Origin of the sequence: Streptococcus sanguinis, assembly GCF_050222175.1 — a bacterium.
GTDB lineage: Bacteria > Bacillota > Bacilli > Lactobacillales > Streptococcaceae > Streptococcus > Streptococcus sanguinis_M.
Map to the genome: position 1 here is coordinate 1,382,361 of NZ_CP071420.1, position 24,828 is coordinate 1,407,188.

The 24,828-nt window shown below is 42.7% G+C and carries 24 protein-coding genes; all 24 read right to left on the reverse strand.

Going from position 1 to position 24,828, the window contains the following annotated elements:
• Positions 1–48 precede the first annotated feature (48 nt).
• The gene (gene gloA / locus J1C91_RS06890; RefSeq protein WP_002895748.1) at positions 49–435 is read right to left on the reverse strand and encodes a lactoylglutathione lyase; all 387 of its coding nucleotides are present in this window, start codon (positions 433–435) and stop codon (positions 49–51) included.
• A gap of 160 nt (positions 436–595) precedes the next feature.
• On the reverse strand, positions 596–1,987 hold the full coding sequence (locus tag J1C91_RS06895) for a sensor histidine kinase (protein ID WP_002909954.1): 1,392 nt from the start codon (positions 1,985–1,987) through the stop codon (positions 596–598).
• The gene (locus J1C91_RS06900; protein WP_002909955.1) at positions 1,977–2,651 is read right to left on the reverse strand and encodes a response regulator transcription factor; all 675 of its coding nucleotides are present in this window, start codon (positions 2,649–2,651) and stop codon (positions 1,977–1,979) included. Before J1C91_RS06900 ends, J1C91_RS06895 begins: the two co-directional genes overlap by 11 nt.
• Positions 2,652–2,755: 104 nt before the next feature.
• Positions 2,756–3,238, reverse strand: a complete 483-nt coding sequence (locus J1C91_RS06905; protein WP_002909956.1) for a hypothetical protein — start codon at positions 3,236–3,238, stop codon at positions 2,756–2,758.
• A gap of 180 nt (positions 3,239–3,418) precedes the next feature.
• Complete coding sequence (locus J1C91_RS06910; RefSeq protein WP_002909957.1) at positions 3,419–4,234, reverse strand: SDR family NAD(P)-dependent oxidoreductase; 816 nt, start codon at positions 4,232–4,234, stop codon at positions 3,419–3,421.
• A 3-nt stretch (positions 4,235–4,237) separates the two neighbouring features.
• Complete coding sequence (locus J1C91_RS06915; protein ID WP_002900559.1) at positions 4,238–4,564, reverse strand: DMT family transporter; 327 nt, start codon at positions 4,562–4,564, stop codon at positions 4,238–4,240.
• A 55-nt stretch (positions 4,565–4,619) separates the two neighbouring features.
• Positions 4,620–4,904: a helix-turn-helix domain-containing protein gene (locus J1C91_RS06920; RefSeq protein WP_002900560.1), complete on the reverse strand. Its 285-nt coding sequence runs from the start codon at positions 4,902–4,904 to the stop codon at positions 4,620–4,622.
• A gap of 267 nt (positions 4,905–5,171) precedes the next feature.
• Entirely contained in the window at positions 5,172–9,320 is a 4,149-nt protein-coding gene (locus J1C91_RS06925; protein ID WP_125438992.1) for a GbpC/Spa domain-containing protein, read from the reverse strand.
• Positions 9,321–9,483: 163 nt separating this feature from the next.
• Entirely contained in the window at positions 9,484–12,024 is a 2,541-nt protein-coding gene (locus J1C91_RS06930) for a M1 family metallopeptidase (protein WP_002909960.1), read from the reverse strand.
• A 219-nt stretch (positions 12,025–12,243) separates the two neighbouring features.
• Positions 12,244–12,867, reverse strand: coding sequence for a hypothetical protein (locus J1C91_RS06935; protein ID WP_185761332.1), 624 nt, complete (start codon positions 12,865–12,867; stop codon positions 12,244–12,246).
• A 128-nt stretch (positions 12,868–12,995) separates the two neighbouring features.
• Entirely contained in the window at positions 12,996–13,601 is a 606-nt protein-coding gene (locus tag J1C91_RS06940; RefSeq protein ID WP_002909964.1) for a hypothetical protein, read from the reverse strand.
• 142 nt (positions 13,602–13,743) lie between these two features.
• Positions 13,744–14,397: a phosphate signaling complex protein PhoU gene (gene phoU / locus J1C91_RS06945; protein ID WP_002897761.1), complete on the reverse strand. Its 654-nt coding sequence runs from the start codon at positions 14,395–14,397 to the stop codon at positions 13,744–13,746.
• Positions 14,398–14,411: 14 nt separating this feature from the next.
• Positions 14,412–15,170, reverse strand: coding sequence for a phosphate ABC transporter ATP-binding protein PstB (gene pstB / locus J1C91_RS06950; RefSeq protein WP_125438996.1), 759 nt, complete (start codon positions 15,168–15,170; stop codon positions 14,412–14,414).
• Positions 15,171–15,245: 75 nt separating this feature from the next.
• On the reverse strand, positions 15,246–16,049 hold the full coding sequence (gene pstB, locus J1C91_RS06955; RefSeq protein WP_002895769.1) for a phosphate ABC transporter ATP-binding protein PstB: 804 nt from the start codon (positions 16,047–16,049) through the stop codon (positions 15,246–15,248).
• A gap of 10 nt (positions 16,050–16,059) precedes the next feature.
• Positions 16,060–16,944: a phosphate ABC transporter permease PstA gene (gene pstA / locus J1C91_RS06960; RefSeq protein ID WP_002895770.1), complete on the reverse strand. Its 885-nt coding sequence runs from the start codon at positions 16,942–16,944 to the stop codon at positions 16,060–16,062.
• Positions 16,934–17,851, reverse strand: coding sequence for a phosphate ABC transporter permease subunit PstC (gene pstC, locus J1C91_RS06965; RefSeq protein WP_002895771.1), 918 nt, complete (start codon positions 17,849–17,851; stop codon positions 16,934–16,936). Before pstC ends, pstA begins: the two co-directional genes overlap by 11 nt.
• A complete protein-coding gene (locus J1C91_RS06970; RefSeq protein WP_002897767.1) occupies positions 17,848–18,729 on the reverse strand; it encodes a phosphate ABC transporter substrate-binding protein PstS family protein in 882 nt (293 codons plus the stop codon). The genes pstC and J1C91_RS06970 overlap by 4 nt, the downstream gene beginning before the upstream one ends.
• A gap of 129 nt (positions 18,730–18,858) precedes the next feature.
• A complete protein-coding gene (locus J1C91_RS06975) occupies positions 18,859–20,163 on the reverse strand; it encodes an RsmF rRNA methyltransferase first C-terminal domain-containing protein (RefSeq protein ID WP_002909966.1) in 1,305 nt (434 codons plus the stop codon).
• On the reverse strand, positions 20,164–20,934 hold the full coding sequence (locus J1C91_RS06980; protein ID WP_032912478.1) for an inositol monophosphatase family protein: 771 nt from the start codon (positions 20,932–20,934) through the stop codon (positions 20,164–20,166).
• The gene (locus tag J1C91_RS06985) at positions 20,924–21,202 is read right to left on the reverse strand and encodes a UPF0223 family protein (RefSeq protein WP_002897770.1); all 279 of its coding nucleotides are present in this window, start codon (positions 21,200–21,202) and stop codon (positions 20,924–20,926) included. Before J1C91_RS06985 ends, J1C91_RS06980 begins: the two co-directional genes overlap by 11 nt.
• 2 nt (positions 21,203–21,204) lie before the next feature.
• Entirely contained in the window at positions 21,205–21,606 is a 402-nt protein-coding gene (locus J1C91_RS06990) for a Spx/MgsR family RNA polymerase-binding regulatory protein (protein ID WP_002906786.1), read from the reverse strand.
• A 111-nt stretch (positions 21,607–21,717) separates the two neighbouring features.
• A complete protein-coding gene (locus J1C91_RS06995; RefSeq protein WP_301280216.1) occupies positions 21,718–22,647 on the reverse strand; it encodes a bifunctional riboflavin kinase/FAD synthetase in 930 nt (309 codons plus the stop codon).
• A gap of 250 nt (positions 22,648–22,897) precedes the next feature.
• Positions 22,898–23,776: a tRNA pseudouridine(55) synthase TruB gene (truB, locus tag J1C91_RS07000; RefSeq protein ID WP_125438998.1), complete on the reverse strand. Its 879-nt coding sequence runs from the start codon at positions 23,774–23,776 to the stop codon at positions 22,898–22,900.
• 3 nt (positions 23,777–23,779) lie between these two features.
• Entirely contained in the window at positions 23,780–24,586 is an 807-nt protein-coding gene (locus J1C91_RS07005; protein ID WP_125439000.1) for an alpha/beta fold hydrolase, read from the reverse strand.
• Positions 24,587–24,828 lie beyond the last annotated feature (242 nt).

Genomic DNA, 24,828 nt, shown 5'->3' on the forward strand with positions numbered 1-24,828 from the left:
ATGAATAAAAATCATCATTTATCTTGCAAAATTAACTGCAGCTAGATGTTAGAGACTCTTCTCACGAATGACTTCCACCTTGTAGCCATCAGGATCTTTTACAAAATAATAATTAGGCGGGTTGCCAGGAAGGCCTTTTGGATCTGTCACTTCATAGCCTTTGGCCTTATGCTCAGCGTGCAGACCTTCCAAGTCTGGCGTGCTAAGTGCCACATGAGCAAAGCCATCCCCAATCACATAAGGACCATGGTCATAGTTATAGGTCAGTTCCAGCTCATAATCATCGCCTTCCAAACCTAGATAAACGATAGTAAACTGATAATCTGGAAAATCCTTGCGACGAAGCTCCTTAAAACCAAAAGCCTCTGCATAAAAAGCAATAGACGCTTCCAAATTCTCCACACGCAAACAAGTATGTAACATTTTTGATGCCATAATTTCACCTCATTCTTTCTTGTCTATTATTATACCCTATTTTGGGCAAAACTTATATTAAATTTTTAAAAAAGTAAATAGATACCAGATAAAAAGCAAGCCTCAAGGCCTGCTAAGAATTGTTTTTCAAAAACTGGTTGATAAAAAGTGATCTTCCCCACTATTTAACAGAACGCTTTTTCGTTTCCTTCAGTAGCAGTTTAACTTCAAAGACCGTACCTCTTGGTTTGTTGTCCTTGACATAAATAGTGCCCTTGAAAGCATCGACAATCTGCTTGGCCAGAGAAAGTCCCAGACCAAAGCCACCTTTCTGACGGGTCCGAGCCTTATCCACCCGATAAAAGCGATCAAAAATCTTCTTCTTATCTTCATCATTGATGCCAGGGCCATTGTCCGCCACTCGGAAAATAAGGTAACGATCTGTCGAAGTAGCCATGACACTGATTACGCCATCATCATCTGTGTACTTGATAGCATTGTCAAATAGGATGGTCATCAGTTGCTTTAGGAAAATTTGATCTGTCACAATGGAGTGCTTGATCATATTTTCTGAATGAAAAGCTTTTTTATTCTCTCTTGCGATAATGCAGTAATTAGCAAAGGTTGTATCAAAAAATTCTGGTTCGACTTCACTATATTGAGGTTTGATGCCATCATCACGACGAGCCAGATTGAGCAGATTGGTCGTCAATAGGCGCATATTGCGCACCTCATCCAAGCTAGAAGCGATATTTTCACTGCTCTGCATGATTGTTGCTTCAGGCTTACGAAAGAGCGTTTCTAAGCGGCTCTGCAATACCGCCAGAGGAGTCCGCAGCTCATGGCTGGCATTTTCCACGAAAGCCTTCTGCTTCTGGATACTTTCCAGCAAGGGCTTAACACTCATACGAGCTAGATAGATACTGGCAATCAGGGAAATTCCCCAAAAGCTGACCATAACCATGGCAATCAACTGCTCATGCTTGCCGCTGGTCTGCTCCAACTGACTGATACTAGTCATGACCACAGCGTACTTGATATCAGGATACTCATTTTTAGGATCAATATCAAAGAGATAAGCCCGATAGCTTTCTGTCTGGCCAAAGCTGTTGCCAATCACAATTTCCTTAATCTGATTCAAATAGGACTTGTTAAAGTCCAAGGAATTAAAGTCCAGAAAGCCATCGCTCTTGCTGGTGGAAATATTTTTATAATTATCATCCAAAAGCAGGGCGAAAGTATTAGAACTGAAATTTGGCGTCGTCAGATTGTCAGGCTTAGGCTCTTCGTTTGGATCGCCATCTGGCTCTTTACTGCTTTTAGGACTTTTAGTATTGACCTTATTGCTTGGATCAGACTGTTGGCCTGTCGTCCTATAGGCCAAATCAGCTACTGAACTAGGATCATTACTCAGATTCCTCAAATTTTCATCAACTGACGTATAAAGGCTGGAGCGCATAACCTGAATAATAATCAAGGTCATGGCTGAGAAGATTAATGTAAACAGCCCAAAATAGCGAATGAAATAAGAGAAATCATCCGCATAAAAGGTCTTCTTGATTTTATTCAGCATCTTTTAAAATGTAGCCGACACTACGAAGAGTATGTAGGTTTTTCGCAAATGTCGTTCCTTTCAGTTTTTTACGAATCTTGGAAACGTACACTTCAACAACGGAAACAGTGGTATCACTGTCAAAGCCCCACAGACGGTCAAAAATTTGGGTCTTAGGCAAGATTACATTTTGATTTTGCAGGAAATAAACCAAGAGGTCGAACTCTTTACCAAGCAACTCAACGTCTTTACCGGCTTTCAATGTTGAATTTGTGGATAGATTGACTGTCACATCACCATAAGAAAGAGTATTCTCGTTGAATTTACCAGCGCGTTTCAAGAGCGCCTGGATCCGCATTTTCAGTTCTTCCAAATAGAAAGGTTTTGTCAGATAGTCATCAGCCCCGAGCTCAAAGCCATGTCCTTTGTCATCCAAGCTTTCCTTAGCCGTCATGATGAGAACAGGGGTTGTGACTCCTTTTGCTCGGAGATCTTTCAGCACTTGGAAACCATCCTTTTCAGGCAGCATGAGATCCAGCAAGATGAGGTCATAAACACCACTCTCTGCTTCATATAGACCTTCTTCGCCATCAAAAACCTGCATTACATCTGCAAAATCATCCAAAAAATCAAAAACTGAGTTTGACAGTCCAAGGTCATCTTCTACCAATAGAATTTTAATCATCTTTCTTTCCTCCAATAAAACTTACCAAGATTATGTCTTTTGGTTTTTGTTTTATTTGCTATTCTTATTATATCATGACTTGGGTCAAAATCAGTATGTTTTTTCTACGACTGCGACGTTTTATTTTCTTTTGTCGACTTATTATTGTTCTTGTCCGATTGTTCATTTGTGTTCGTTGAAGACTTTTTCTTGTTTTTCTTCCCGTTGTCATTTTGCTGAGCAGAAGAATTCTTGCTCTTGTCATTGTCAGACTGCTGGCCGTCTTGAGGCGGCATGCCTTGGTCTTGACCGCTTTGTCCTGGTCCACCATCCTGCGGCGGCATTCCATTACCTGGTCCACCATTTTGACCATTCTGACCAACTTGTGGCGGCATTCCATTTCCTGCATCCTGGCCATTCTGACCCTGCTCCGGTGCTCCAGGCATAGTAGCTGGCTGTTGAATAGCTGATTGCTGATTGTTTGTACCGTGAATAGCTGTCGCAAGACCATAACCGCCCAGAAGTCCGACTGCTAGAGCACCACCCGTCGCAACCGTCAGCCACCATTTAGTGCTTTTTTCTACAACAATCATTTTTTCCATATCCATTTAATATGTTCCTTCTTTCTTTTGTAAATTTTTCTATCTGTTTCTATCAAACAAGAAGCTAATGCAGCTTACAAGTCATCCCATACACATCCTTTCACTTGAATAGCATTATCATATAAATTTTTACTTAAACAGGACTGAATTTTTTCTTAAAAAAGGCTGAAAGATAGGGAAAATAGTTTATGAAAAGTGCTTTTTCAATATACGGCTATATTTATCTAATAAAAGAAAATCAGCTAATCTTGAAGACAGAAGATTGAGTTTAGCAAATAAAGATGCCCCCCGCCCCATCAGGATGACTCTTTGATGAGACTTAATACCTTTTAGCAAAGCTAGGCAAACCTCGTCTGTAGTTGAAATCTTAATCCCCATCTCTTTCCAAACAGGATGGTAAGGCTTTTCTGAGGGTGTATCCGCAGCATTGGGACAAAAATAGGTTAAATACACCTTTTTCCGCTCCTGTTTTAATTCGCGATTCATTGATTCAATAAAAGAAAAAATCCCTGCGCGACTAGCCACATCTACGCTATAGTAAGGGAAAGCGAGCCGCCCATCTGCAAAACCGCCAGAATGCACAATTGTAGCACCTTTTTCATTTGCTAATAAGGGCAGAAAAATCTTGCTAATCAGAATGGCGCCAGATAAATTGATTAACAGTGTCTGCTCTATGTCCTCAAAGGAATGCGCTGACAAAGACTTTCTTACATCAAAACCAGTTGCATTGATAACAATATCTATACATTCCGACCACTCTTGTATCTCTGATACTACATTTTTTAGAGACTCTTCACTTGTTATATCCACTGATCTTATTGGAATAAAAGACGAAAATTCTTGCACAAATATCTTTAACTTATCTATATCTCTTCCTAAGAGAAATAACCTAGCACCTGCTTGATGAAAAGCACGTGTATAGACTCTTCCCAAACTGCCACTTGCACCAATAATTACAACCTTTTTATTTTTAAAATAATTATCAAACATATAATTCCCCATTCTCTAGTGAGTCTTTTGTGATAAATTCAATAAAACAAGTCCGACAATAACTAGACTTATCCCTAAAAGGCTTACAGCTGTTACTTTTTCGTGCCAAAGCAGAATAGATAATATCGTTGTCCCTACTAGACCTATTGCAGACCAAATAGCGTAAGCTAGATTTAACTGAATGCCCTTTAAAGATAGAGATAAAAAGAAAAAGCACAAGCCATAAAACATCAAAGCAAGGCAACCGAAAAATAGTTTCGAAAAACCTTGAGATAGTTTTAAAAGACTTGTGGCGGCAATTTCAAATAGAATTGCGAGAGATAAATAAAAATAGTAAAACATTGTTTTCCTCCTAATATTCTAAATAACTAAAAAGTTAGCAGGAAAATCAATAGAGCTATCCGAGAGATGAAACAAAGCAAGTCCAAAGTGTACAGGCATTTGTCAAAATCATTGATTTTATGCTCGAATCTTTGGAGATAGATAAAGCTTTTCGACCACATAGCTCATCTAATGAAATCTGGTAAAAATCGGCTAGACGAATAAGACTTGCACTATCTAGAATCGTCTTATCATTTTCCCAGTTCGAGATGGTCTGCCGAGTCGTCCCTAGTGATTCTGCAATCTGAGCTTGGCTATAGCCTCTTTGCTCCCGTATAAACTTCAATTGTTTTCCTAACATTATCTTTTCCTCCTCATCATACTTATTTTTTAGTTGTTTGACTAGATGAAATTCTTTAACATTAGTGATTATTGTAAGTAAAAATTCTTTGACATAGCTATTATAACACGATTTACGTTAATCTTAAAATACTTGCCTATCTAAAACACTTGATACATCTATCAACCATTTGCCCAAAAAATCCGCAGTAAAAAAGACTGGGACAAAATTGTCTCAGTCTAAATTTATCATGTTCAAAAGCTCTTGATGCAGGATCTGCTTATATTTTTACGACTCTTTCTTAGATGAGCGGAAACCTGCTGCAGCTAGCAAGGCCGCAAAGCCAAGATAAGTAAGAAGAGCACTCGAACTGCTTCCAGTTTTAGGCAATTGACCTTGTGTGGTTTGGTAGCTGACAGATAGCTGCAAGCTGCTTGCTTGCTTACTTGCAGATCTTAGATGCTGCCAAGTTCGGTTTGAAACAGGCTCAAATTTCTGCGCTGTTTGAACAGTAATTTCTGCAGGAGGTGTCGAAACACTAACCTGATTGGATTCTATCCGGTATTGATTATTAATCAGCAAGCTGAAATGATTGGTATAGGTTCTGCCTGGATACAAGAGTCGACCGACTGCTGCTGGAGCTAGCGTCTCGGTCGCAGTATCCAAGTCAGCATTGTAGCGTTCAAGGAGACCTGGTGCAGCAACAAAAGTCAAGACTCTGGTGCTCGGGTCATAAGAAACTTCATAACCAGGACTTTTCGCTCTAGTCGCTTCTAGATCCAATTCAAAACCTTCTGGCAGACGATCTTCCAATACGAAAGAGTGAATTGGCAAGCGATAAGCAGGCAAAGCATCCGTTACCAGATTAAGGACAGCAAAACTTCCCTGGCTAACCTCTTGTTGATGAATATTCTTCTTGGACTCATCCTCCAACTCTTCTCTGACTTTTAACTGGATAAAGAGCTGGTTATAGTGATAAGTTTGAGTCGGCGCTTGCGGACGGCTTGGCAAAGCTTGATAGCTAGGCTCAGCCGGCTTTTGAGGAAGCTCTTTATAGTTCGGCTTGTCAGACTCCTCCATCAAAGGCAGGTCACTTTCTCTGACAGGTGACTGGGGCTCAGGCTGAAGAACAGGTTCTTGAGGGAGCTGTGGTTCCTGCAGATAGCTTGGCTCCTCAGGCAGGTCCTCTAAAGCAATTTCTTCTTCATAAACAGGTGGTTTCGGGCCTTCTCCCGCGCTTGCTTCAGGATCTTTTTGAGGTTTTTCTGGTTCCTTCAAATAAGTTGGGAGCTGAGGTGCCTGTGGCAGTGGTTTTTCAATCGGTGCTTGCGGAAGAGTCAGCAAGGGCTGCTCCTTCTCATAGGTAGGCTCTTCAACTGTAGTCGGCTCTGTCAACAGAGAAGGGGAGCTAGGTTCTTCTGGCACTTCCTGATAAACTGGCTTTTGAGGTTGTAGAGGCTCAGGCAGATAAGTTGGCTCTTTCGGTAGAATTTCCAGATCTCTTTCTGGTAGAACTGCTGGCTCCTCAGGCCGATTTGGAAGAGGAAGAGGCTGAGTTTCTGTCGGCTGGTTAGGAAGTTCTTGATAGGCCGGCTGGGCTGGCTCCTCTGGCAAAGGTTGATAGACTGGCTGACTTGGAAGAGGCTGCAAGGCCTTGACATCATCATAAGCCGGTTCCTGAGGTTGAGCAACTTCTGTCGGAGCAACAGGCTTCATTGGAACACCTTTGGCTTTAATATCAGAGTTAAATACAAACCAAGCAGAACCCCGATTTCGTGAACCAATGTCAAAGGAAATGATATCGCCTTTCGCCTTACCAACAATAGCGCCATACCAGCTATAAGGACTAGTAGGTGTATCCCACTTGTTGTGCTCAAAGCGAGAACCTTCCCGCTCAAAGTTAATTGAAATATCAGCGTGAACACTAGTATCTGGGTGAACATTAATGGCAGAACCTGTAATAGGGATATATTCACCATTAAAATTCTTAATGTACTCAATCGCAACTTTGTTCGTATTTAAAGATGAGAAGCTGACAAGCGAGCCTGTCATATCAAGCCTTTCTCCAGACTCATCAAAAAACTCTGCTTGAACATTGACCCGAGAATGGCCATAAAAATCCAAGGTCCAGACAGTCAAGGTCGGATCCTTAACTAAGAAAACTGGCAGTTTATCCTGACTCTTCGTTGATTCTTTCAGAGTATAAGTGTAGACAACTTTAGCGATTTTCTTGCCTTGAATACTGGAATTTTTGATATTGGTATAAGTAGCTACCAGAGGCACATCTTTCTGTAAAATGACTTTAGTCTGATGCTCTTTCCCTTTTAAAACACTGGTCAAAGCAGTCATTCCTGATTGATCCATTCCCCAAGAACGAACCTCATCAGTCAGCTCATCATTGGTATAGGTTCTAATAGAGGGATCAAGCGTCAAGACAGCCTGGGGCTCAGATTTGAAAACAAAAGGCTGGCTTTCAACCTTACTGAGATAACCTTCTTCATTTTTCTTAGCTTCAGCTTCTTGCAACTCTCTCTCAAAAGTTACAAGAGCTGCATCATACTTAGTTTTGGCTGTATCATAGGCAGCTTTCAAGCGGGCATTTTTTTCCTTAATGCTTGCATTTTCCTGCTCAATCACTGCGTTCTGCGCTGAAATAGCCGCAAGGTTTGCCTCATAGTCTTCTTTTAGTCTTTGATTTTCTGCTTCAATCCTTGCAAGATTTGCTTGGTAGGTCGCTAAGTCTGCCTGATAAGCAGCTAGTTTATTCTTGTTTTCTGTCTCAATCCGAGCAGTCGCCTCCTGGTAGGTAAGCAAGGCTTCCTCATATGCTTCTCGACTTTTCTGATTGCTTTCGGTGATTCGAGCCACATCCTGCTCATATTGAGCTAATTGATTTTTATAAAGCTCTTGTTTTTCCTGATTTTGCTGACGAATCTGGGCATTTTCAGATTCAATGGCAGCATTACGGACTGTTACTTCTGCTTTTTCGGTCTCATAGGCAGTTTGCCGCTTCTTATTTTCAGCTTGGACACGCTCAAGTTCAGATTGATAGGCAGTCAAAGCTGCTTGATGATCTCTCGCTTTGGCATCATTGGCCGCCTCGATTTCAGAGCGATTCTTTTGATAAGCAGCTAATTTGCTCTCATAGTCTTTCTCTGCCGCTTGATTTTTTTGACGAATCTCAGCCAATCGCTCTTGATAAGCAGCTAAATCAGCCTGATACTGCTCCTTTAAGGCTATATTTTTCTTCTGAACAGCTAGATTTTGGGCCTCAATCTCTTTGTTCTGCTCCTGGATTTTAGCCAAGGATGTCTCATAAGATTGTTTTGCAGCTTGATTGTCTCTTTGAATGCGTTCTACTTCCTGCTGGTAAGCCCTTAAATCTGACTGATACTGCTGTTCTAGCTCGGCATTGTCTTTCTGAACTCTAGCCAACTCTTTCTCATAATCAGCCATGGCTGCTTGATAAGCAGCTTCTTTTTCTGCCTTAACCTGAGCCAGTCGGGAAACCTCAGTTTCATACCGATTGACTGCTTCCTGATAGGCCTTTTCAGCTGCCTGATTTCGTTCTGCAATGGCTGCATTTTCAGCTTGGGCAGCTTTATTGTGAGCTGAGGCCTGAGCAAGCTTTTCTTCATAGCGACGCTTTGCTTCTGCATTCTTCTCCTGAGTAGCTTTCAGCTCTGTAGTATAGCTCTCCATAGCAGTTTGGTAGTCTGCTTTCGCTTGAGCATTTTCCTGTAAAATCCGTGAACGCTCCTCTTGATAGGCTGCTAAAGCTGCTTGATAGGAGGCTTCTTTCTCTTGATTGATTTTTACTATACGGCTCAATTCTGACTGATAAGCCGTCCGTTTCTGCTCATAGTCTGCCTGAAGCTGAGTATTTTCAGCCTGAATGCGACTGGACTCTTGTTCATAGGAAGCCAGAGCCTTGTCATATTGGTCTTTCAAGGCTTGATTTGCAGACTCTTTCTGACTGAGTTCTTTCTCATAAGCCTTCAGTTGCTCTTGATAAGCTGCTGTGGTTTCACGTATTTCCTTGACTTGGGTCGCATAATCTGTTAGCGCTGTCTCCCGTTTACTCGCAGCTTCTTCTGGATTTCTAGCTGTTCCTAAATCAACAGTCGGCTCCTGCTTTAGCTGAACTCTTGCTTTCCCGGCCTCTGCCAAAGCTTGGTCCATTTCTGCATGAGAAACCTCCAAAGGAAGCTTGTCTTGACTTACTGGCTCTGATTGAGTAGGGGCAGCAGTTGGCTGGGACGCTTTGGTTGGCGAAAGAGCAGCTTCAGAAAGGGCAGACTGATCTGCTGCTGAAGATACCTTTTCCTCTGCTTTAACTGATCCGGCAGCTACCAACAAAGCCGCACCCAAAACAGCTCCGCACAAGCCCTTAGAAAGGCGGCTCTTGCGGAAGCCATAGACTATTTTCTTTTCCATATAAACTCCATTTCTCCTTTAAACAGTTGCCTGTTTATTTCACATACTTTTCTATTTTATCAAAGCAAAGGCATATTAGCAATGTTTAAATACTCAAAATGATAAAGAAAAAGCCTGAGATAGGATAATATCTCAGACTTTCTAGTCATTTTAATTAAATCTATCAGATAGCAGCTCGAATTGCTTTTTCTACTGCTTCTTTCTCACGCTTCACCAGTTCAACACGCGCAGCGATTTCCTTGATTCCCATGCTGATGTTTCGGCTAATCGCCATATCGTCCAACTGCGGTTCAAAGAAGGCTTTGTACTCTGCCAATCTCTTCTCTGTCTTGAAGACCACTGCCGGGCTAATGACAAAGCTATCAAAGCTCATGTCACCACCTAGCGCTGCCTTAATCCAGTCCCAATTCTCACGCGCCCAAGTCCACACTGCTTCTTGAGTAAAATCACGGCTGAGGAAACGGGCATACCAAGCTGACAAATCCTGCGGTTTCACAGTAAATTTATCCTTCCAAGTCGCTAACAGTTCATCCAAGGTTTCCTTGTTCTTCGTATAAGAAAGGGCTGTAGAAAGAGCATTTTTGAAGCTTCCGTCATTTGAAGCGACATATAGGTCCAGATAAAGCTTAGTCAGCTCCTTGCTTTCATGATGCTTGATTTGGTTGACCAGCACCTGCAGGCGAATAGCCGCAGGGAGTTTTTCCAAATTATCACGATAGCGGTCAAAAATCTGGCTAGCTTGAGCTTTAGCTGTCTCGTTGTCGGCCTTAATCATATTGCCCACAATCAGCTGACGAACCATCTCATCCTCATCGCTTTCACCTTCCTGCTTTTCAAAACCAAGGCGGTCAAAATTACTTTGACTGAGAACTTTCAACAGGGCTTTGTAATCTTCTTCTGTCTGACTGCCTTCATCCACAAAGCGGTTCAAGCCTTCCAGCACTTGGGAAACAGCTGAAACTACCATATAAGAAGTTTCGTTCGCCAGCTTGCTGATAACTGGCAGCAGGTCCGCATAGGAAATCTTACCTGACTCTGCTAGAAGTCGGCGCTCCTGCACGATTTGCAGTTTACTGATATTGTCCAAAGAGCTAAGATTATTCAGAAGAGCATCCAGCAACTCACCCTGATAATCTGTAATATAGTGGGCAGTGTTTTCTGTATTGAGACGCAGGGCGCCTTCATTTTGCGCTGCCAAGTCTGCATAATTAGGAATTTCCAGTCTTTCTGTCGTCAGTGTATCAGGGAGTCCTTGCCAGTTACTATTGAGCGGTACTGGCCAGAGGCGGCCTTTTTCTTCGTGCTCCCCAATGAAGAACTGCTTCTGCGTCAAAATCAAGCAGTCGTTTTCGACCTTAGCAGTGACAACTGGATAACCCGGCTGCTCCAGCCAAGCATCCATAAAGGCAGCTACATCACGGCCAGAAGCTTGAGAAAGAGCGTCCCAAAGATCACGACCGATAGTATTGCCATACTGATGCTTCTCAAAGTAGGCACCTAGCCCCTTACGGAAAGCATCATCTCCCAGCCAACGGCGCAGCATGTGCATGAGACGACTACCCTTGGCATAGACAATCGCTCCATCAAAAAGAGTATTGATTTCATCTGGGTGCTTGACCTCTACATGGACCGACTGAACGCCATCTGTCGCGTCACGCTTGAGGGCATAAGGAGCTCCGCTGGTCTGGAAATCTTCAAAAATCTTCCAGCTAGGCTCAATCGCATCAACTGAGACATACTCCATCATATTGGCAAAGCTTTCATTGAGCCAGAGGTCGTCCCACCACTTCATGGTCACTAGATTTCCGAACCATTGGTGAGCTAGTTCGTGTGCAACAACCAAGGCAACTGTCTGGCGGCTTAAGGCTGTTGAATTTTCATCCACCAGCAGATAGATTTCCCTATAGGTTACCAAGCCCCAGTTTTCCATGGCTCCAGCAGAAAAGTCAGGCAGGGCCACATGGAGTGACTGAGGAATAGGATACTTGACTCCATAGTATTCTTCGTAAAATTCAATACAGCGAACCGCAATGTCCAAAGCAAACTCTAGATTGCTGGCTGGGTGGGCCTTTGTCGCATAAACTCCTACCAAGGTTCCATTCTTGGTTTTAGCAGTAATTCCTTGCATATCACCAGCAGCAAAAGCCAAGAGATAGGAAGACATACGTGGAGTCGTTTCAAACTTCCAAACGCCAGTCGCTTTGCGGTTTTCAACATCAATTTCCGGCATATTAGACAGGGCCAACTCACCCTCTGCTTGGTCAAATTTCAAAGCCAAATCAAAAGTTGCCTTAGCCTCTGGCTCATCTACACTCGGAAAGGCTTCGCGGGCAAAATGGCTCTCAAACTGCGTAGAAATAATCTCTTTTTTCACACCATCTACCGTGTAGTAAGATGGATAAATCCCTGTCATATTGTCCGTAATCTTACCAGTATAAGTTATTGTCACCACTACAGGACCAGCTGCTTCCAGCTCGATATAAAGAGCTTCATTGTCCTTATCAAGAGTGAAAGGACGAGCTTGGCCAGCCACCTCTACAGCTTCAACTGTCAAATCTTTTTGATGTAGGGAAATCTTACTCGTCTTAGCTTCCCCAGTAATGGTCACCTTTCCTGAAAAAGTCTTGTCGGCACGATTCAGATCCAAAAAGAGATCATAGTGCTCAGGAACAAATGTTTCAATAAAATGTTTAACTGCTTGCATCAGCTTCTCCTCATCTAGCGAACAACGAAGCAAGATTAATCTGACATTCTTGTCCGCTTATAATCTGTTATTATTGTATCATATTTAGAAGATTTCGTTGCAGAATAAATGCAAACAAAAAGACAGGGGAATAACCTGTCCGTTTGGTTTATGATAATAGAAGAAAGGTTCCCATTCAAATAGCTAGGAAAACTATCACATTCCCCAGTTAGTGCCACATCATCCTTCCTCTTTACTTAGCTTAACATTGTAAATGATTTCAGCTTCTGGGCTTCCTTTTTCATCCTTAACAACATCTTTTAGTTGACCGTCTTGAACCAATAAAGAAATATTTTCATCTGTACTTCTAGCCTTCTTGAGCTTTGCTTCGTCTGGCAAATGTTTTGCATTTGAAACATCAATCTCATTACCTTGTGAGTCCATTAATTCTATAACATCATTTCCTGAACCATCAAAATCAAGAAATATATGAGTAACTAAACCATAGCTATTAGGTGTGTAGTTCTCTATTGTTGTTCCTAATGTTGCTTTATTCCCATATTTATCATAAATCGTCGGACGTACATAGGCATTTAGCATAGAACCACCATTATCCCCTTCAATATAAATCGGAGAAAATTTAATCTTCTCAATACCTTTATAGTGTTCTTTGAAATAGGTTCCATATTGTTCTTCTAAGAGTCGAAAGCCTCGCTGATAGAGCTTGGTTGTTTTGGGACCTAAGTTAGGTTTTGTTAGTTTGTTGTATATATAGATTCCGCCTGAAATTACAATGAATAGAATTGTTAAAACAATAATAATCTTCTTTTTCACTAATATATCTCCATTATAACGCGTTTTCATAGTTCTTTTCTAATAGAATAGCATAATACCTTAGTATTGTCATATAAAATCTTTTCATTATTTTTAGCAAACTTCTATCCTCAACTACCTAAGAAAATAGTTGTATTTGTCGCTTAGTTCACGCCACATCATCCTTCCTCTTTGCTTAGCTTAACATTGTAAATGATCTGAGCTTTTGGGCTTCCCTTTTTATCCTTGACAACATCTTTTAGCTGACCGTCTTCTACTAACATTTGAATATTTATATCTATACTTTTTGCATCTCTTAGTTTTGCTTCTTTAGGTAGTTTCTTTGCATTCGAAACATCAATTCTCTCGTCATCTGAATCAAATAATTCAATTACCTCGTTACCATCCCAGTCAAAATCAACGATTAAGTCAGTAACAATACCAAAACTATTTGGGACATATTTTTTTATTTGTGTACCCAAAGTAGCCTTATTCCCATATTTATCATAAGTTGTCGGACGTACATAGGCGTTCAACATAGAAGAATCCTCATCTCCAGTCACATAAATTGGAGAAAATTCAATTTTTTCAATACCTGAATATTTTTCCTTAATATAAGTGCCAATTTGATCTTCTAAGAGTCGAAAACCTCGCTGATAGAGCTTAGTTGTTTTGGGACTAAAGTTGGGTTTAGTTAGTTTGTTATACATATAGATACCTCCTGAACCTAACATGACCAAAACAGCAATCATTATAAGGATTTTTTCTTCATAAACATTCTCCATTTTTTGCTCATATAAAAAAACAATTTTTGACGCTACTTCCGTATTATAACATAGTTAGTTGTAAGTTAAAACACAAAATAGAATGCTAACCATACTTGAGATTATACAAAAAAGACACGAAATAAATCGCATCTTTTGATGATTACAACTCAATAATTTTACCTGTTTCAAAGTAAACAACCCATTCACAGATATTCTTGGCATAGTCGCCGATTCGTTCCAGATAAGAAATAACTTGGAAATAATCACGGCCAGTCACAATCAGCTCTGGATTTTGTTTGATTTCCTCAGTAGCAAGATCGCGAATATCATCAAAGTATTGATTGATTTTCTCATCTAGAGCTGCAACTGCATAGGCTTGGTCTACATTTCCATTGAGGTAGACGTTTAGGGTTTCTTCAACGAAATTCTTAACATCGCGCCCCATCTTGCTGATGGCATCTTCTACAGACTCGATGCGGACCTCTCCCTTCATCCGAACAGTGGCTTTGGCAATCGATACGGCGTGGTCACCCATGCGTTCCAAGTCACTGCTGGCTTTCAGCACGGTGATAACAGTCCGCAAATCCTGAGACACAGGCTGCTGCAGGGCTATGATTTCTAGAGATTTCTTCTCCAGTTTCACCTCGTATTCATTGACTTCAGCATCGTCTTCAATGACCTGACGAGCCAGTTCACGGTCATGCGTGACAAAGGCACGCACTGTCCGGTTAATCTGCGATAGAACTTCATTTCCCATCGCGTAGAATTGATTATGAAGTTTTTCTAAATCTTCTTCAAATTGTACTCTAAGCATAAGATTCCTTTCTGTTATCCGAATTTACCAGTAATGTAATCTTCGGTCTCTTTATGGGCTGGATTGAGGAACATCTTCTTGGTTTCATTAAATTCAATCAAGTCTCCACCAAGGAAGAAGCCGGTCTTTTCAGAAATCCGAGACGCCTGCTGCATGGAGCGAGTGACTAAAAGCATGGTATATTTGTCTTTCAAACTGTAGAGGGTTTCCTCGATTTTCCCAGCTGAGATTGGGTCCAAGGCTGAAGTCGGCTCGTCCAAGAGAATAATCTTAGGGCTAGTAGCTAGCACGCGGGCCACACAGACCCGTTGCTGCTGACCACCGGAAAGACCGATAGCGGAATCATGCAGACGGTCCTTGACCTCGTCCCAGATAGAAGCTCCAATCAGGGAGCGCTCTACTGCTTCTTCCAAAACAGCCTTGTCCTTGACACCATTAATCCGAAGTCCATAGACCACATTTTCATAGATAGTCATAGGGAAAGGATTGGGCTGCTGGAAGACCATTCCGATTTCCTTGCGAAGCTCTACCGTATCTGTCCTCGGGCCATAGATATTGTGACTGTTATAAATGACCGTTCCTGTAGTTGTTACTTCTGGATTCAGGTCGCCCATTCGGTTGATAGCCTTGAGCAAGGTTGACTTACCTGAGCCTGACGGTCCAATCAAAGCCGTAATCTCATTTGGCATGAAATCAAGTGAAACGCTATTAAGGGCTTTCTTTTTATTATAATAAACCGACAAGTCCTTGACTTGCAAAATAGGTTCTGTCATACGTTTTTCCTTCATTTTATTTTACATTCAACCAAAGACTAAGCTTGTTGAATCGTGATGAATACGGACGGCAGCTTAACCAAAGTGGCCTGAAACATAGTCATTAGTGGACTGAAGCTTGGCATTTTGGAAAATATTAGCCGTCTTATCGTACTCAATCAAGTCGCCCAGATAGAAGAATCCAGTGTAGTCACTAGCACGGGCAGCCTGCTGCATATTGTGGGTCACAATGATAATGGTATAGTTGTTCTTAAGTTCGAACATGGTTTCTTCCAGCTGCATGGTCGCAATCGGATCCAAGGCTGACGCTGGCTCATCCATGAGCAGAATGTTTGGCTTGACCGAAATAGCACGGGCAATGCAGAGCCGCTGCTGCTGACCGCCAGAGAGAGTCAGGGCTGACTTGTGCAAGTCATCTTTGACTTGATCCCAAAGAGCTGCTTGCTTAAGCGAGGTCTCCACAATTTCATCTAGAACCTTTCTATCTCTTACACCAGCCCGTTCATGGGCAAAGGTGATATTTCGATAGATGGACTTGGCAAAAGGATTTGGCCGTTGGAAAACCATGCCGATATGCTTACGCATTTCATAAACATTGATTTCAGGGCGGTTGACATCAATCCCCTCATAGAGAATCTCTCCAGTCACATTGGCAATATCAATGGTATCGTTCATGCGGTTGAGGCTGCGAAGATAGGTTGATTTACCTGATCCAGAGGGGCCAATCAAAGCAGTGATTTTGTTTTTTTCAAACTGCATATCAATGCCCTTGATGGATTCCTTTTTACCGTAGTAAACATGCAAATCCTTGGTCGACAGGGCTACCTTTTCTTCAGGAAAAGTAATGATATGTTTTTCATTCCAATTATATTCTGTCATTTCTTCTCCTTTAAGCAGAGGTTAATTTCTTATGCAGATAGCTGCCCAGTTTGCGGGCTCCCAGATTGAAAATCAAAATGAAGATCAGGAGAACTGCTGCTGAACCAGCAGAAACAGCCGTTCCATCAGGAATTGTTCCCTCGCTGTTGACCTTCCAGATATGGACAGCCAAGGTCTCAGCCTGACGGAAGATAGAGATAGGACTGGTGACACTGAAAATATTCCAGTTGGACCAGTCAAGAGCCGGCGCTGACTGACCTGCTGTATAAATCAAGGCTGCTGCCTCACCAAAGATACGACCGGAAGCCAGTACAATCCCTGTCACAATACTAGGCAAAGCTTCCGGGATGACCACATGCAGGACCGTTTCCCAGCGGGAAATTCCCAAGGCCAAACCAGCTTCACGCTGGGTGTGATGGACATGACGAAGACTATCTTCGACGTTCCGCGTCATCTGAGGCAGATTGAAGACTGTCAGAGCCAAGGCACCAGAAATGATCGAGAAGCCATACTCAAACTGGACAACAAAGATCAAATAACCAAAGAGCCCAACTACTACCGAAGGCAGTGAAGACAGAATTTCAATACAGGTGCGGACAAAATTGGTTACTGGGCCTTTCTTAGCATACTCTGATAGATAAACCCCAGCCCCCATAGAAAGAGGCACAGAGATAATCAGAGTAATTACCAGCAGGAAGAAGGAATTGTATAGCTGAATCCCGATACCACCGCCAGCTTGGTAAGAAGAGGATTTCCCTGTCAAGAAAGACCAGGAAACATGCGGCAAGCCTCTAACTAAGATATAGAGGATGAGAGAGGCAAGGATAGCAACAATGATACTCGCTATTGTGTAGAGAACACCAGTCGCCAATTTATCTAATTTCTTAGCGTGCATAGTTTTTCTTACCTCTTTCTTTTGTAATTAGTTTAATCACACTGTTAAAGGCTAAGCTCATCATCAAGAGCACCAGAGCCAGAGACCAGAGAACGTTATTATCCACTGTTCCCATAACGGTATTTCCGATTCCCATAGTCAGGACAGAGGTCAGTGTAGCTGCTGGTGTTGTCAAAGAAGTTGGAATCACCGCAGAGTTACCCACGACCATCTGGATAGCTAGAGCTTCACCAAAGGCACGCGCCATTCCAAAGACCACAGCTGTAAAAATACCTGAGCGAGCAGCCTTGAGTGTCACCCGCCAAATAGTCTGCCAGCGCGTTGCGCCCATAGCCAGACTTGCTTCACGGTAGTGACGCGGCACAGCACGCAGACTGTCCGTCGTCATAAAGGTTACTGTCGGCAAAATCATAACAAAGAGCACAAAAATACCAGACAAAATCCCAAAACCAGTACCGCCAAAGACTGTACGGACAAAAGGCACCACGATTTGCAGACCGATAAATCCATAAACAACAGACGGAATACCAACTAAAAGCTCAATCGCAGGTTGCAATATCTTTGCTCCTTTTGGAGAAACCTCTGTCATAAAGACTGCTGCACCAATCGCAAAGGGAGTTGCTATCAAGGCTGACAGAATGGTAACGATAAAGGAGCCTAAAATCATTGGCAGGGCACCGAATTCCTTACCAGAAGGATTCCAGACACCACCAAAAAGAAAATCAAAAACATTAACGCCGTTGACAAAGAAAGTAGATAGACCTTTCTGAGCAACGAAGATTAGAATCATAGCCACAATCACCACAATCAGTGACAGACAGGCAAAAGTCAGATAGCGGCCAAACTTCTCCAAGCGAGAATTTTTAGAAGGCGATAACAACTTTTTGGTTAATTCCTCATTTTTCATTTTGAATCTCCTTCTATTGCTGTGACATTCCCATCAGCGTCCTTGCTGACTTTCATATCGTTGATTGAGATATAGCCCATGCTTGTAACAACGCCTTTTTGAACATCATCTGATAGCATATAGTCCAGAAACTCAGCAGCCAAACCGGTCGGCTTGCCCAGTGTATACATATGCTCATAAGACCAGAGCGACCAGTTATTGGTAGCAACATTTTCTGCTGTTGGCTCGTAGTTGTTGAGTTTCAAGGTTTTTACAGACTCATCAACATAGGCAAAGGCTAGGTAAGAAATCGCACCTGGAGTTTGCGAAACGATATTTTTGACCATACCGTTGGAATCCTGCTCCTGGCTCTGCACAGCTGATTTCCCATCCATGATGACACTGTCAAAGGTTGCGCGGGAACCAGAGCTAGCAGCACGATTGATAATCGAAATCTCTAAGTCCTTACCGCCCAGCTCTTTCCAGTTGGTGATTTCACCAGTGAAAATTTTCTGCAGCTGCTCGGATGTCAGATTATCCACGTCAACTTCTTTATTGACAATCACAGCAATCCCAGCCACGGCGACCTTATGGTCCACCAAGTCAGACGCTTTGATTCCTTCCTTCTCTTCAGCGAAAACATCCGAGTTCCCGATTTCAACAGCTCCTGACTGCACTTGAGACAGACCTGTACCAGATCCACCACCCTGAACATTGACTGTTTTACCGATGTTGTTAGAGCCAAAGTCATCAGCTGCCGCTTCAACTAAGGGCTGCAGGGCAGTTGACCCTACTGCTGTCATAGATTCACCACGGTCAATCCAAGATGAGCAAGCTGATAAGGTGAGTCCTAAGCCCAGAGCTGTCAGCGCCAAAGCAAATTTTTTCAATTTGTTCAAAAGATTTCTCCTTTAATAAAATCAAGAGGATGGGAAGTATCTTTAGTATTTCTTACTTAGCAGAAAGAAGCTTTTTTCAATACATCACATCTTCAACTATATCATATAATACCAGCTTTTCCTAATATTTTATCTAAATCTCAGGCCTTTTGGGAAATAATTTTTCAGAGTTTTTCCAGTGACTTTTGCAAAGCCCAGGCCGTTCCCGCCAAGGACTAGTTGGTACCAGCCGTTTGGCTGCGGTTCTGCCAGTTCAATCGTCTCGCCAGCCGCATATTTCTTGAAGTCCTGATTATTGATTTCAACTCGATTCAGAACTTCGCTGGGCTTCATAGCCAAGCCTAGGGCAAAGCTAGGCTCAAAGCGATTCTTCTTAAACGTTCCTAGATGCAAACCGTTACGGGCAATCTTTAGCTTGGACAGGTCTGGCAGTCCAGCCGGCAACAAATAAAGATTGTCCCCAAAGGTCTGCAGGTCACCAGTCAAGACTGTTTTTAGATGCTTGCTCTCAAAATCCTGCCAAAGTTTTCTTTGCTCACTCGTCAAACGATTCTTAGCTGATTTAATCTTCTTACTATTATTCTCACCAGTAAAACGAAAGTGGGCTGCAAACTGACCTTCACCTTTGAAGCGATGCGGATACATCCGAGCTGTCTCAGGAAAGCCAATTCCTTCAGTCATCCCGTTTATCTTAGAAATATCAATCAGTTCAAGTGGAAATTCTTCCAGTAACCAAGCAACGATGTCTTCATTTTCTTCAGGAGCCCAAGTACAGGTTGAATAAACTAAGCGACCATCCTTGGCAAGCATACTCATAGCAGCTGTTAGAATCTCTCGCTGGAGCTGGGCGCATTGGACTGGATAATCCGGAGTCCAATACTGGGTAGCATCCGGCTGCTTACGAAACATGCCCTCGCCCGAACAAGGGGCATCCAGCACAATCAAATCAAAATATCCCTCGAAAACCTGAGCCAACCGCTCAGCAGATTCATTGGTAACAAGCACATTTCTGGCACCAAAGCGCTCAATGTTCTCCACTAAGATTTTTGAGCGTTTGCTGTTGATTTCATTGGAGACCAGCAGGCCAGTATTATCTAAAAAAGATAAAAGATGAGTTGACTTGCCCCCTGGTGCTGCCGCCAAATCTAAGACTTTCATCCCCTTAGATGGTGCTGCTATCTGGGCTACCATCTGAGCTGCTGGCTCCTGCGAATAAACCAGACCAGTCACATGCTCAGCAGACTTGCCAGACACCTTGCCATAAAAGCCCCAGTCTGTCTGAGGAATGGCATCTGAGAAATTCTGCTGGCTTTCTTTTAGAGGATTGCTGCGAAAGGCCGAAATCGGCTCCTCATCAAAGGTCGCAAAAAATTCTGCTGCTTCTGAGCCTAAAATCTGTTCATATTTTTCTTTAAAACCTTTAGGAAAGTCCATCTACTGCTTCCCCTTTTCTAAATAAGGCTTCAGAGCTGATAGTTTGCACTTAGGTGCCATCATGACAGGCTGCCTAGTCTGGAAATTTAGCTGACTGCCATCCAAGGTCTGGACGATAAAGCCTAGCTTTTCCGCCATAATCGAAGCCGCTGCATAATCCCAGGGCCAGTTGTAGGAGAAATAAGCCAAGAGACCGCCAGACAGCACCTTGCTAAAGCTAATCCCAGCACTGCCATAAACACGAACCCCTAAACACTCTCGAGCCAAGTCTGCCAAGCCCCAATCATTGGCTTGCAGCATACCGGCATTGGAAGCCATGAGAAAATCTTGAAAAGGCCGGTCCTCAAAAGCAGGAAGTTTCCAGTCGTTACAATAGACATCAAAGTCTCCGCCACCATGATAGAGCAGGTCTCTGGTCACATCATAGATCAGCCCAAAACGACCAATACCCTCTTCAAAATAGGCAATCATAACGGCAAAATCAGCCTTCTGAGTGATAAAGTTGGTGGTCCCGTCAATCGGATCAATCACCCAGACATTGCCATCAGTAATATCATGTCGGAGTCCATTTTCCTCCGCTAAAATAGCATCCTGCGGATAGCGGGCTAGAATCTTAGCCACCAAATCATCCTGAACCTTCCGGTCCATCTGGGTGACCAAGTCAGTGGCACTGGTCTTTTGACTCACATCCAAATCATCATAGAGATGTTCCTTCAAAAAAGCACCAGCTTGGTAGATGATTTCTTTAGCAAAATGAAATTTATTTTCCAAGAGAAATGCTTCCTTTACCTTTACTTTTTGCCTCTTGAACAGCACGATAAAGCGAATAACCGCTGACGTTTTCAAACTCTCGGCCGATTCGCTTCTCTTGGCCCTTGCTAGGAACAACTTGCTTGAAAGCCGCATAGGACTTCAAGAGCTTTTCCGCTTGGACTTTCTGTTCATAAGCTGCTTCTACATCATTAAAAAAAGAGAGCACCGAAGCAAGCTCTTCAGTGCTCCACGATAAATCTAGTGGGTAACTATAATTTTTGTTCATCTTTACTGAATATCTGCCCGCATGGTTGCGGATCTTAACTCTTCCTTACGATAACTACGAGGCAGGAAAGCACGAATTTCATCCTCGTTAAAGCCGATTTGCATCCGTTTGCCATCTAAAATAATTGGGCGACGCAAAAGACTGGGATTTTCCTCAATCAACTGAATCAAGGTTGAAATGGACAAATCCTCCACATCTAAATCTAATTTCTGAAAAATTTTTGAGCGAGTTGAAATAATGTCGTCTGTACCGTTCTCTGTCAGAGAAAGAATGTGTTGCAATTCGGGAGCTGACAGAGGGCTCGTCATGATATTATGTTCCTGAAAGGGCACTTCATGATTTAGCAGCCAAGCACGCGCCTTTCGGCAAGAAGTACAACTCGGCGATAAAAATAATGTAATCATGCGTTTCTCTTCTAATTCTGTATAATAACTACCTCTATTATACTAAATTTTATTTGGCTTGACTATATTTTTTTGAAAATTACTGCCGAATGTCATGAAAATATAAATTTTTCAACTATTTCGATAACCAGTCCAACTTCTAGCGATCCGTTCATCACTCTGCAGCTGAGCAATCAAGCTGTCAATACCATCAAACTTAACCATCTCGCGAATCTTATCGAGCCAGAAAATCCGAATGGTATCGCCGTAGATATCCTGAGAAAAATCAAAGATATTGACCTCAAAACGAAGCTCATCCCCGTCAAAAGTTACATTTTTCCCAACACTAGCCATACCGCGATAGCGCTGACCATTGTGCTCAACATCCGCGACATAAACACCATCTCCTGGAAGCAGGACTCGATCCAAAGGAGCTAGATTGGCTGTTGGATAACCAATCGTCCGTCCTCTGGCATTGCCATGAACCACAATGCCACGAGTAGACAAAGGGTAGCCAAGCAGCTCTTGTGTTTTCAGCATATCTCCGACAGCAATCGTCTCCCGAATCCGAGTGGAAGAAATCTTCCGATTATCCAAATTAACCGAGGGAACGATAACAATCTTGCCATTAAAATAATCTCTCAGCTCATGTGACTCTTTGCGGTCTGAGCCAAAATGATAGTCAAAGCCAGCTACCACGGCTTTGGCACGCAGACGAGACACGTACTTCTCAAAAAAGTCCCGAGCTGTATTGCCCGCAAAATGGCTAGTAAAATCAATCAGGTAAAGATAGTCAACACCCAGACTTTCCAGCTGCGCCATCCGGTCTTCAGGACTAGCTAGATGCAGCATGAGCTCAGGCTGATAGCGGACAAAGGCTAGCTTAGGCGACTCTGGGAAGGTCATCACTGCAATCTTTAGACCTTGCTCTGCAGCAATCTCTCGCGCTTTCTCAAAGAGTGCTTGATGGCCCTTATGCAGCCCATCGAAATAGCCTAGAACAAGGACTGTATCTTCTGTCTGATCAATCCCTTTTTCATCTATAATTCTCTTGGTTATCATCATTCCTCTATTTTACTACGCATTTGCTATTTTTACAATATCCGTTCCACTCTAAACTGCAAAATATTCAAAAAGATTTTTACCATTCAAAGACAGGATGTTTGTCAAAATCAGAAAAAAAGCAAAACAAAAGGACAGCAGTTGTGCAGTTGCTGTCCTTTTGTGAGGTTTAATGAGATTATTATAACATGCAAGCGCACATTTCATATTACAAAAGAGTAACAATCTTTTGACAATTCTACTGCGGATATTAAAGGAAGACTTTGCGGGGCTTGTAGGCTTCTTCCCGCTTTTCCAAAATGGCTATTAACTTCTCCTTATAAAAGCCAGCTAGCTCAGCTTCTTCTGACACCAAGTTGATAAAACGGCCATTTCTCACATCCTCAACCTGCTCGTCAGAGAGCTCAACTTTCACTAAATCTCCGATTCCTAACTCGAGTGGTTGGAGGAAGGAAAAATCATCTACTGCTACTCGCTCTGCTATTTCATCCAGAGTCAAGGCATCATCTAAGCTCATACCTGCCGAGGAAGTCCGTGTCAGCTGGGACATGTGACTGGCAAAGCCAAGCTTAGCTCCCAAATCAACAGACAGGGTTCGGACATAGGTCCCCTTGCTGCACTTGACTCGAAAACGAAAGCGGGCTTGCTCATCTTCATAGGAAATCGGACTGGTGCGCTCGAAACTATAGATGGTCACCTGCCGCTCTGGCCGCTCCACTTCTTGACCCGCTCTAGCATACTCATAAAGCTTGCGGCCATTGACCTTGACTGCAGAGTACATGGGCGGAATCTGGCGAATCTCACCAGTCATGGACTCCATCGCTTCATCGATAAAGGCTTCTTCTAAAAGCTCTGTCACTGGTGTCCGATCAAGGATGTCTCCACTGGCATCCTCTGTGGTTGTTGAGCAGCCTAGCGTAATCTCCCCCTCGTAGACCTTGCCTTCCTCCTGCATAAACTCTACCAAGCGCGTCGCTTTGCCCACAGCAATCGGAAGCACCCCTACTACATCTGGATCCAAGGTTCCCCCATGACCGATTTTCTTGGTTTTTAAAATTTTGCGCAGCTTAAATACCGCATCGTGCGAGGTCATGCCCGCTTCTTTTTTTAAGTTGATAATTCCGTTCATTGGTTAACTTTCTAAAAATACTAAAACTCTCTTTTGGAAATCTTTATGCCCTTCATAGAGTGCGTGGCCACAATCTGGCAAAATAGTGAGCTGGCTATCTTTGATATGGTGATGCAATTCGAGCGAAGCTTCTACACCTAGAACGTCATCTTCTTCTGCTCCGATGACTAGTGTAGGACAGTTGATCTTTTCCAGGACTGCCATACTATCATGTCTTAAGCAAGATATGGCCTGAATAGCAATCCGATGTTTATCTTTAATGCGACCTAAGATTCCCATTATTCGATAAAGGTATTTAAACTTTCCAAAGGATTTAGGTGTATAAGAGTGACTTGCAATATCCAACATCAGTTCCTTATAGGATCCCGTCTGACTCAACTCAAGCCAGCAAGTAATCCTCTCCCTACCAAGATTATTCAGTTTCGCAGTAGTAACTGTCAAAATCAATTTTTCAACTCTTTCTGGGAAATCTGATGCCAACCATTGGGCAATCATACCGCCTTGGGAAATTCCTAGGACAGCTACCGTTTTCAGACCTAAAACCTCCATAGCTTCAGCAATATCAGTCGCCATATCTCGTGTTGTATAATTTTCTGGCAACTCATTGATTCTGCTAAAAACATAGACCTGGTAAGCTGTTGCGAAGCTCCTATAAGATAGGGCAAGCATTTGCGCCATTCCCTTCACAGTCGCCAAACCATCCCCTAGACCTGGAATGACGAGCAGCGGCTTCTTCCCTTTTCCAAAGGTCACATAATCCATGCTTTTAGCGTTAAAACGCAGGACATGATTTTTTGCACGATAGACCATATTCAGAATCCTCTCAAAAGCGTACTTAAAAGAATAAGCAAAAACCAATTGTTAGTTTTTCAAAGCCATAGTTTTCGTAAAACTGATAGGTTCCCCGTATAGCATCCGCAAGCCAGCTGTTTAAGGTCAGTGCCTCAGTCGCATTCTGACAGGACGATTAAGTAGCTGTTCGGCAGTTCGATTTAATTCATGACCACTTTCAAGTCCTAGTCCATCACCCATCTCTTCCTTGACAAGCAAGG

What these genes read in the sequence shown, in the direction of transcription:
- J1C91_RS06895 (WP_002909954.1), bottom strand. Translation starts at nt 1,987, where the DNA reads ATGCTGAATAAAATCAAGAAGACCTTTTATGCGGATGATTTCTCTTAT.
- J1C91_RS06930 (WP_002909960.1), bottom strand. Translation starts at nt 12,024, where the DNA reads ATGCAAGCAGTTAAACATTTTATTGAAACATTTGTTCCTGAGCACTAT.
- J1C91_RS06990 (WP_002906786.1), bottom strand. Translation starts at nt 21,606, where the DNA reads ATGATTACATTATTTTTATCGCCGAGTTGTACTTCTTGCCGAAAGGCG.
- pstA (WP_002895770.1), bottom strand. Translation starts at nt 16,944, where the DNA reads ATGCACGCTAAGAAATTAGATAAATTGGCGACTGGTGTTCTCTACACA.
- J1C91_RS06985 (WP_002897770.1), bottom strand. Translation starts at nt 21,202, where the DNA reads ATGAACAAAAATTATAGTTACCCACTAGATTTATCGTGGAGCACTGAA.
- J1C91_RS06995 (WP_301280216.1), bottom strand. Translation starts at nt 22,647, where the DNA reads ATGATAACCAAGAGAATTATAGATGAAAAAGGGATTGATCAGACAGAA.
- J1C91_RS06940 (WP_002909964.1), bottom strand. Translation starts at nt 13,601, where the DNA reads ATGGAGAATGTTTATGAAGAAAAAATCCTTATAATGATTGCTGTTTTG.
- J1C91_RS06905 (WP_002909956.1), bottom strand. Translation starts at nt 3,238, where the DNA reads ATGGATATGGAAAAAATGATTGTTGTAGAAAAAAGCACTAAATGGTGG.
- truB (WP_125438998.1), bottom strand. Translation starts at nt 23,776, where the DNA reads ATGAACGGAATTATCAACTTAAAAAAAGAAGCGGGCATGACCTCGCAC.
- J1C91_RS06915 (WP_002900559.1), bottom strand. Translation starts at nt 4,564, where the DNA reads ATGTTTTACTATTTTTATTTATCTCTCGCAATTCTATTTGAAATTGCC.
- J1C91_RS06975 (WP_002909966.1), bottom strand. Translation starts at nt 20,163, where the DNA reads ATGGACTTTCCTAAAGGTTTTAAAGAAAAATATGAACAGATTTTAGGC.
- gloA (WP_002895748.1), bottom strand. Translation starts at nt 435, where the DNA reads ATGGCATCAAAAATGTTACATACTTGTTTGCGTGTGGAGAATTTGGAA.
- J1C91_RS06910 (WP_002909957.1), bottom strand. Translation starts at nt 4,234, where the DNA reads ATGGGGAATTATATGTTTGATAATTATTTTAAAAATAAAAAGGTTGTA.
- J1C91_RS06900 (WP_002909955.1), bottom strand. Translation starts at nt 2,651, where the DNA reads ATGATTAAAATTCTATTGGTAGAAGATGACCTTGGACTGTCAAACTCA.
- pstB (WP_125438996.1), bottom strand. Translation starts at nt 15,170, where the DNA reads ATGACAGAACCTATTTTGCAAGTCAAGGACTTGTCGGTTTATTATAAT.
- pstB (WP_002895769.1), bottom strand. Translation starts at nt 16,049, where the DNA reads ATGACAGAATATAATTGGAATGAAAAACATATCATTACTTTTCCTGAA.
- pstC (WP_002895771.1), bottom strand. Translation starts at nt 17,851, where the DNA reads ATGAAAAATGAGGAATTAACCAAAAAGTTGTTATCGCCTTCTAAAAAT.
- J1C91_RS06935 (WP_185761332.1), bottom strand. Translation starts at nt 12,867, where the DNA reads ATGAAAACGCGTTATAATGGAGATATATTAGTGAAAAAGAAGATTATT.
- J1C91_RS06925 (WP_125438992.1), bottom strand. Translation starts at nt 9,320, where the DNA reads ATGGAAAAGAAAATAGTCTATGGCTTCCGCAAGAGCCGCCTTTCTAAG.
- phoU (WP_002897761.1), bottom strand. Translation starts at nt 14,397, where the DNA reads ATGCTTAGAGTACAATTTGAAGAAGATTTAGAAAAACTTCATAATCAA.
- J1C91_RS06920 (WP_002900560.1), bottom strand. Translation starts at nt 4,904, where the DNA reads ATGTTAGGAAAACAATTGAAGTTTATACGGGAGCAAAGAGGCTATAGC.
- J1C91_RS07005 (WP_125439000.1), bottom strand. Translation starts at nt 24,586, where the DNA reads ATGGTCTATCGTGCAAAAAATCATGTCCTGCGTTTTAACGCTAAAAGC.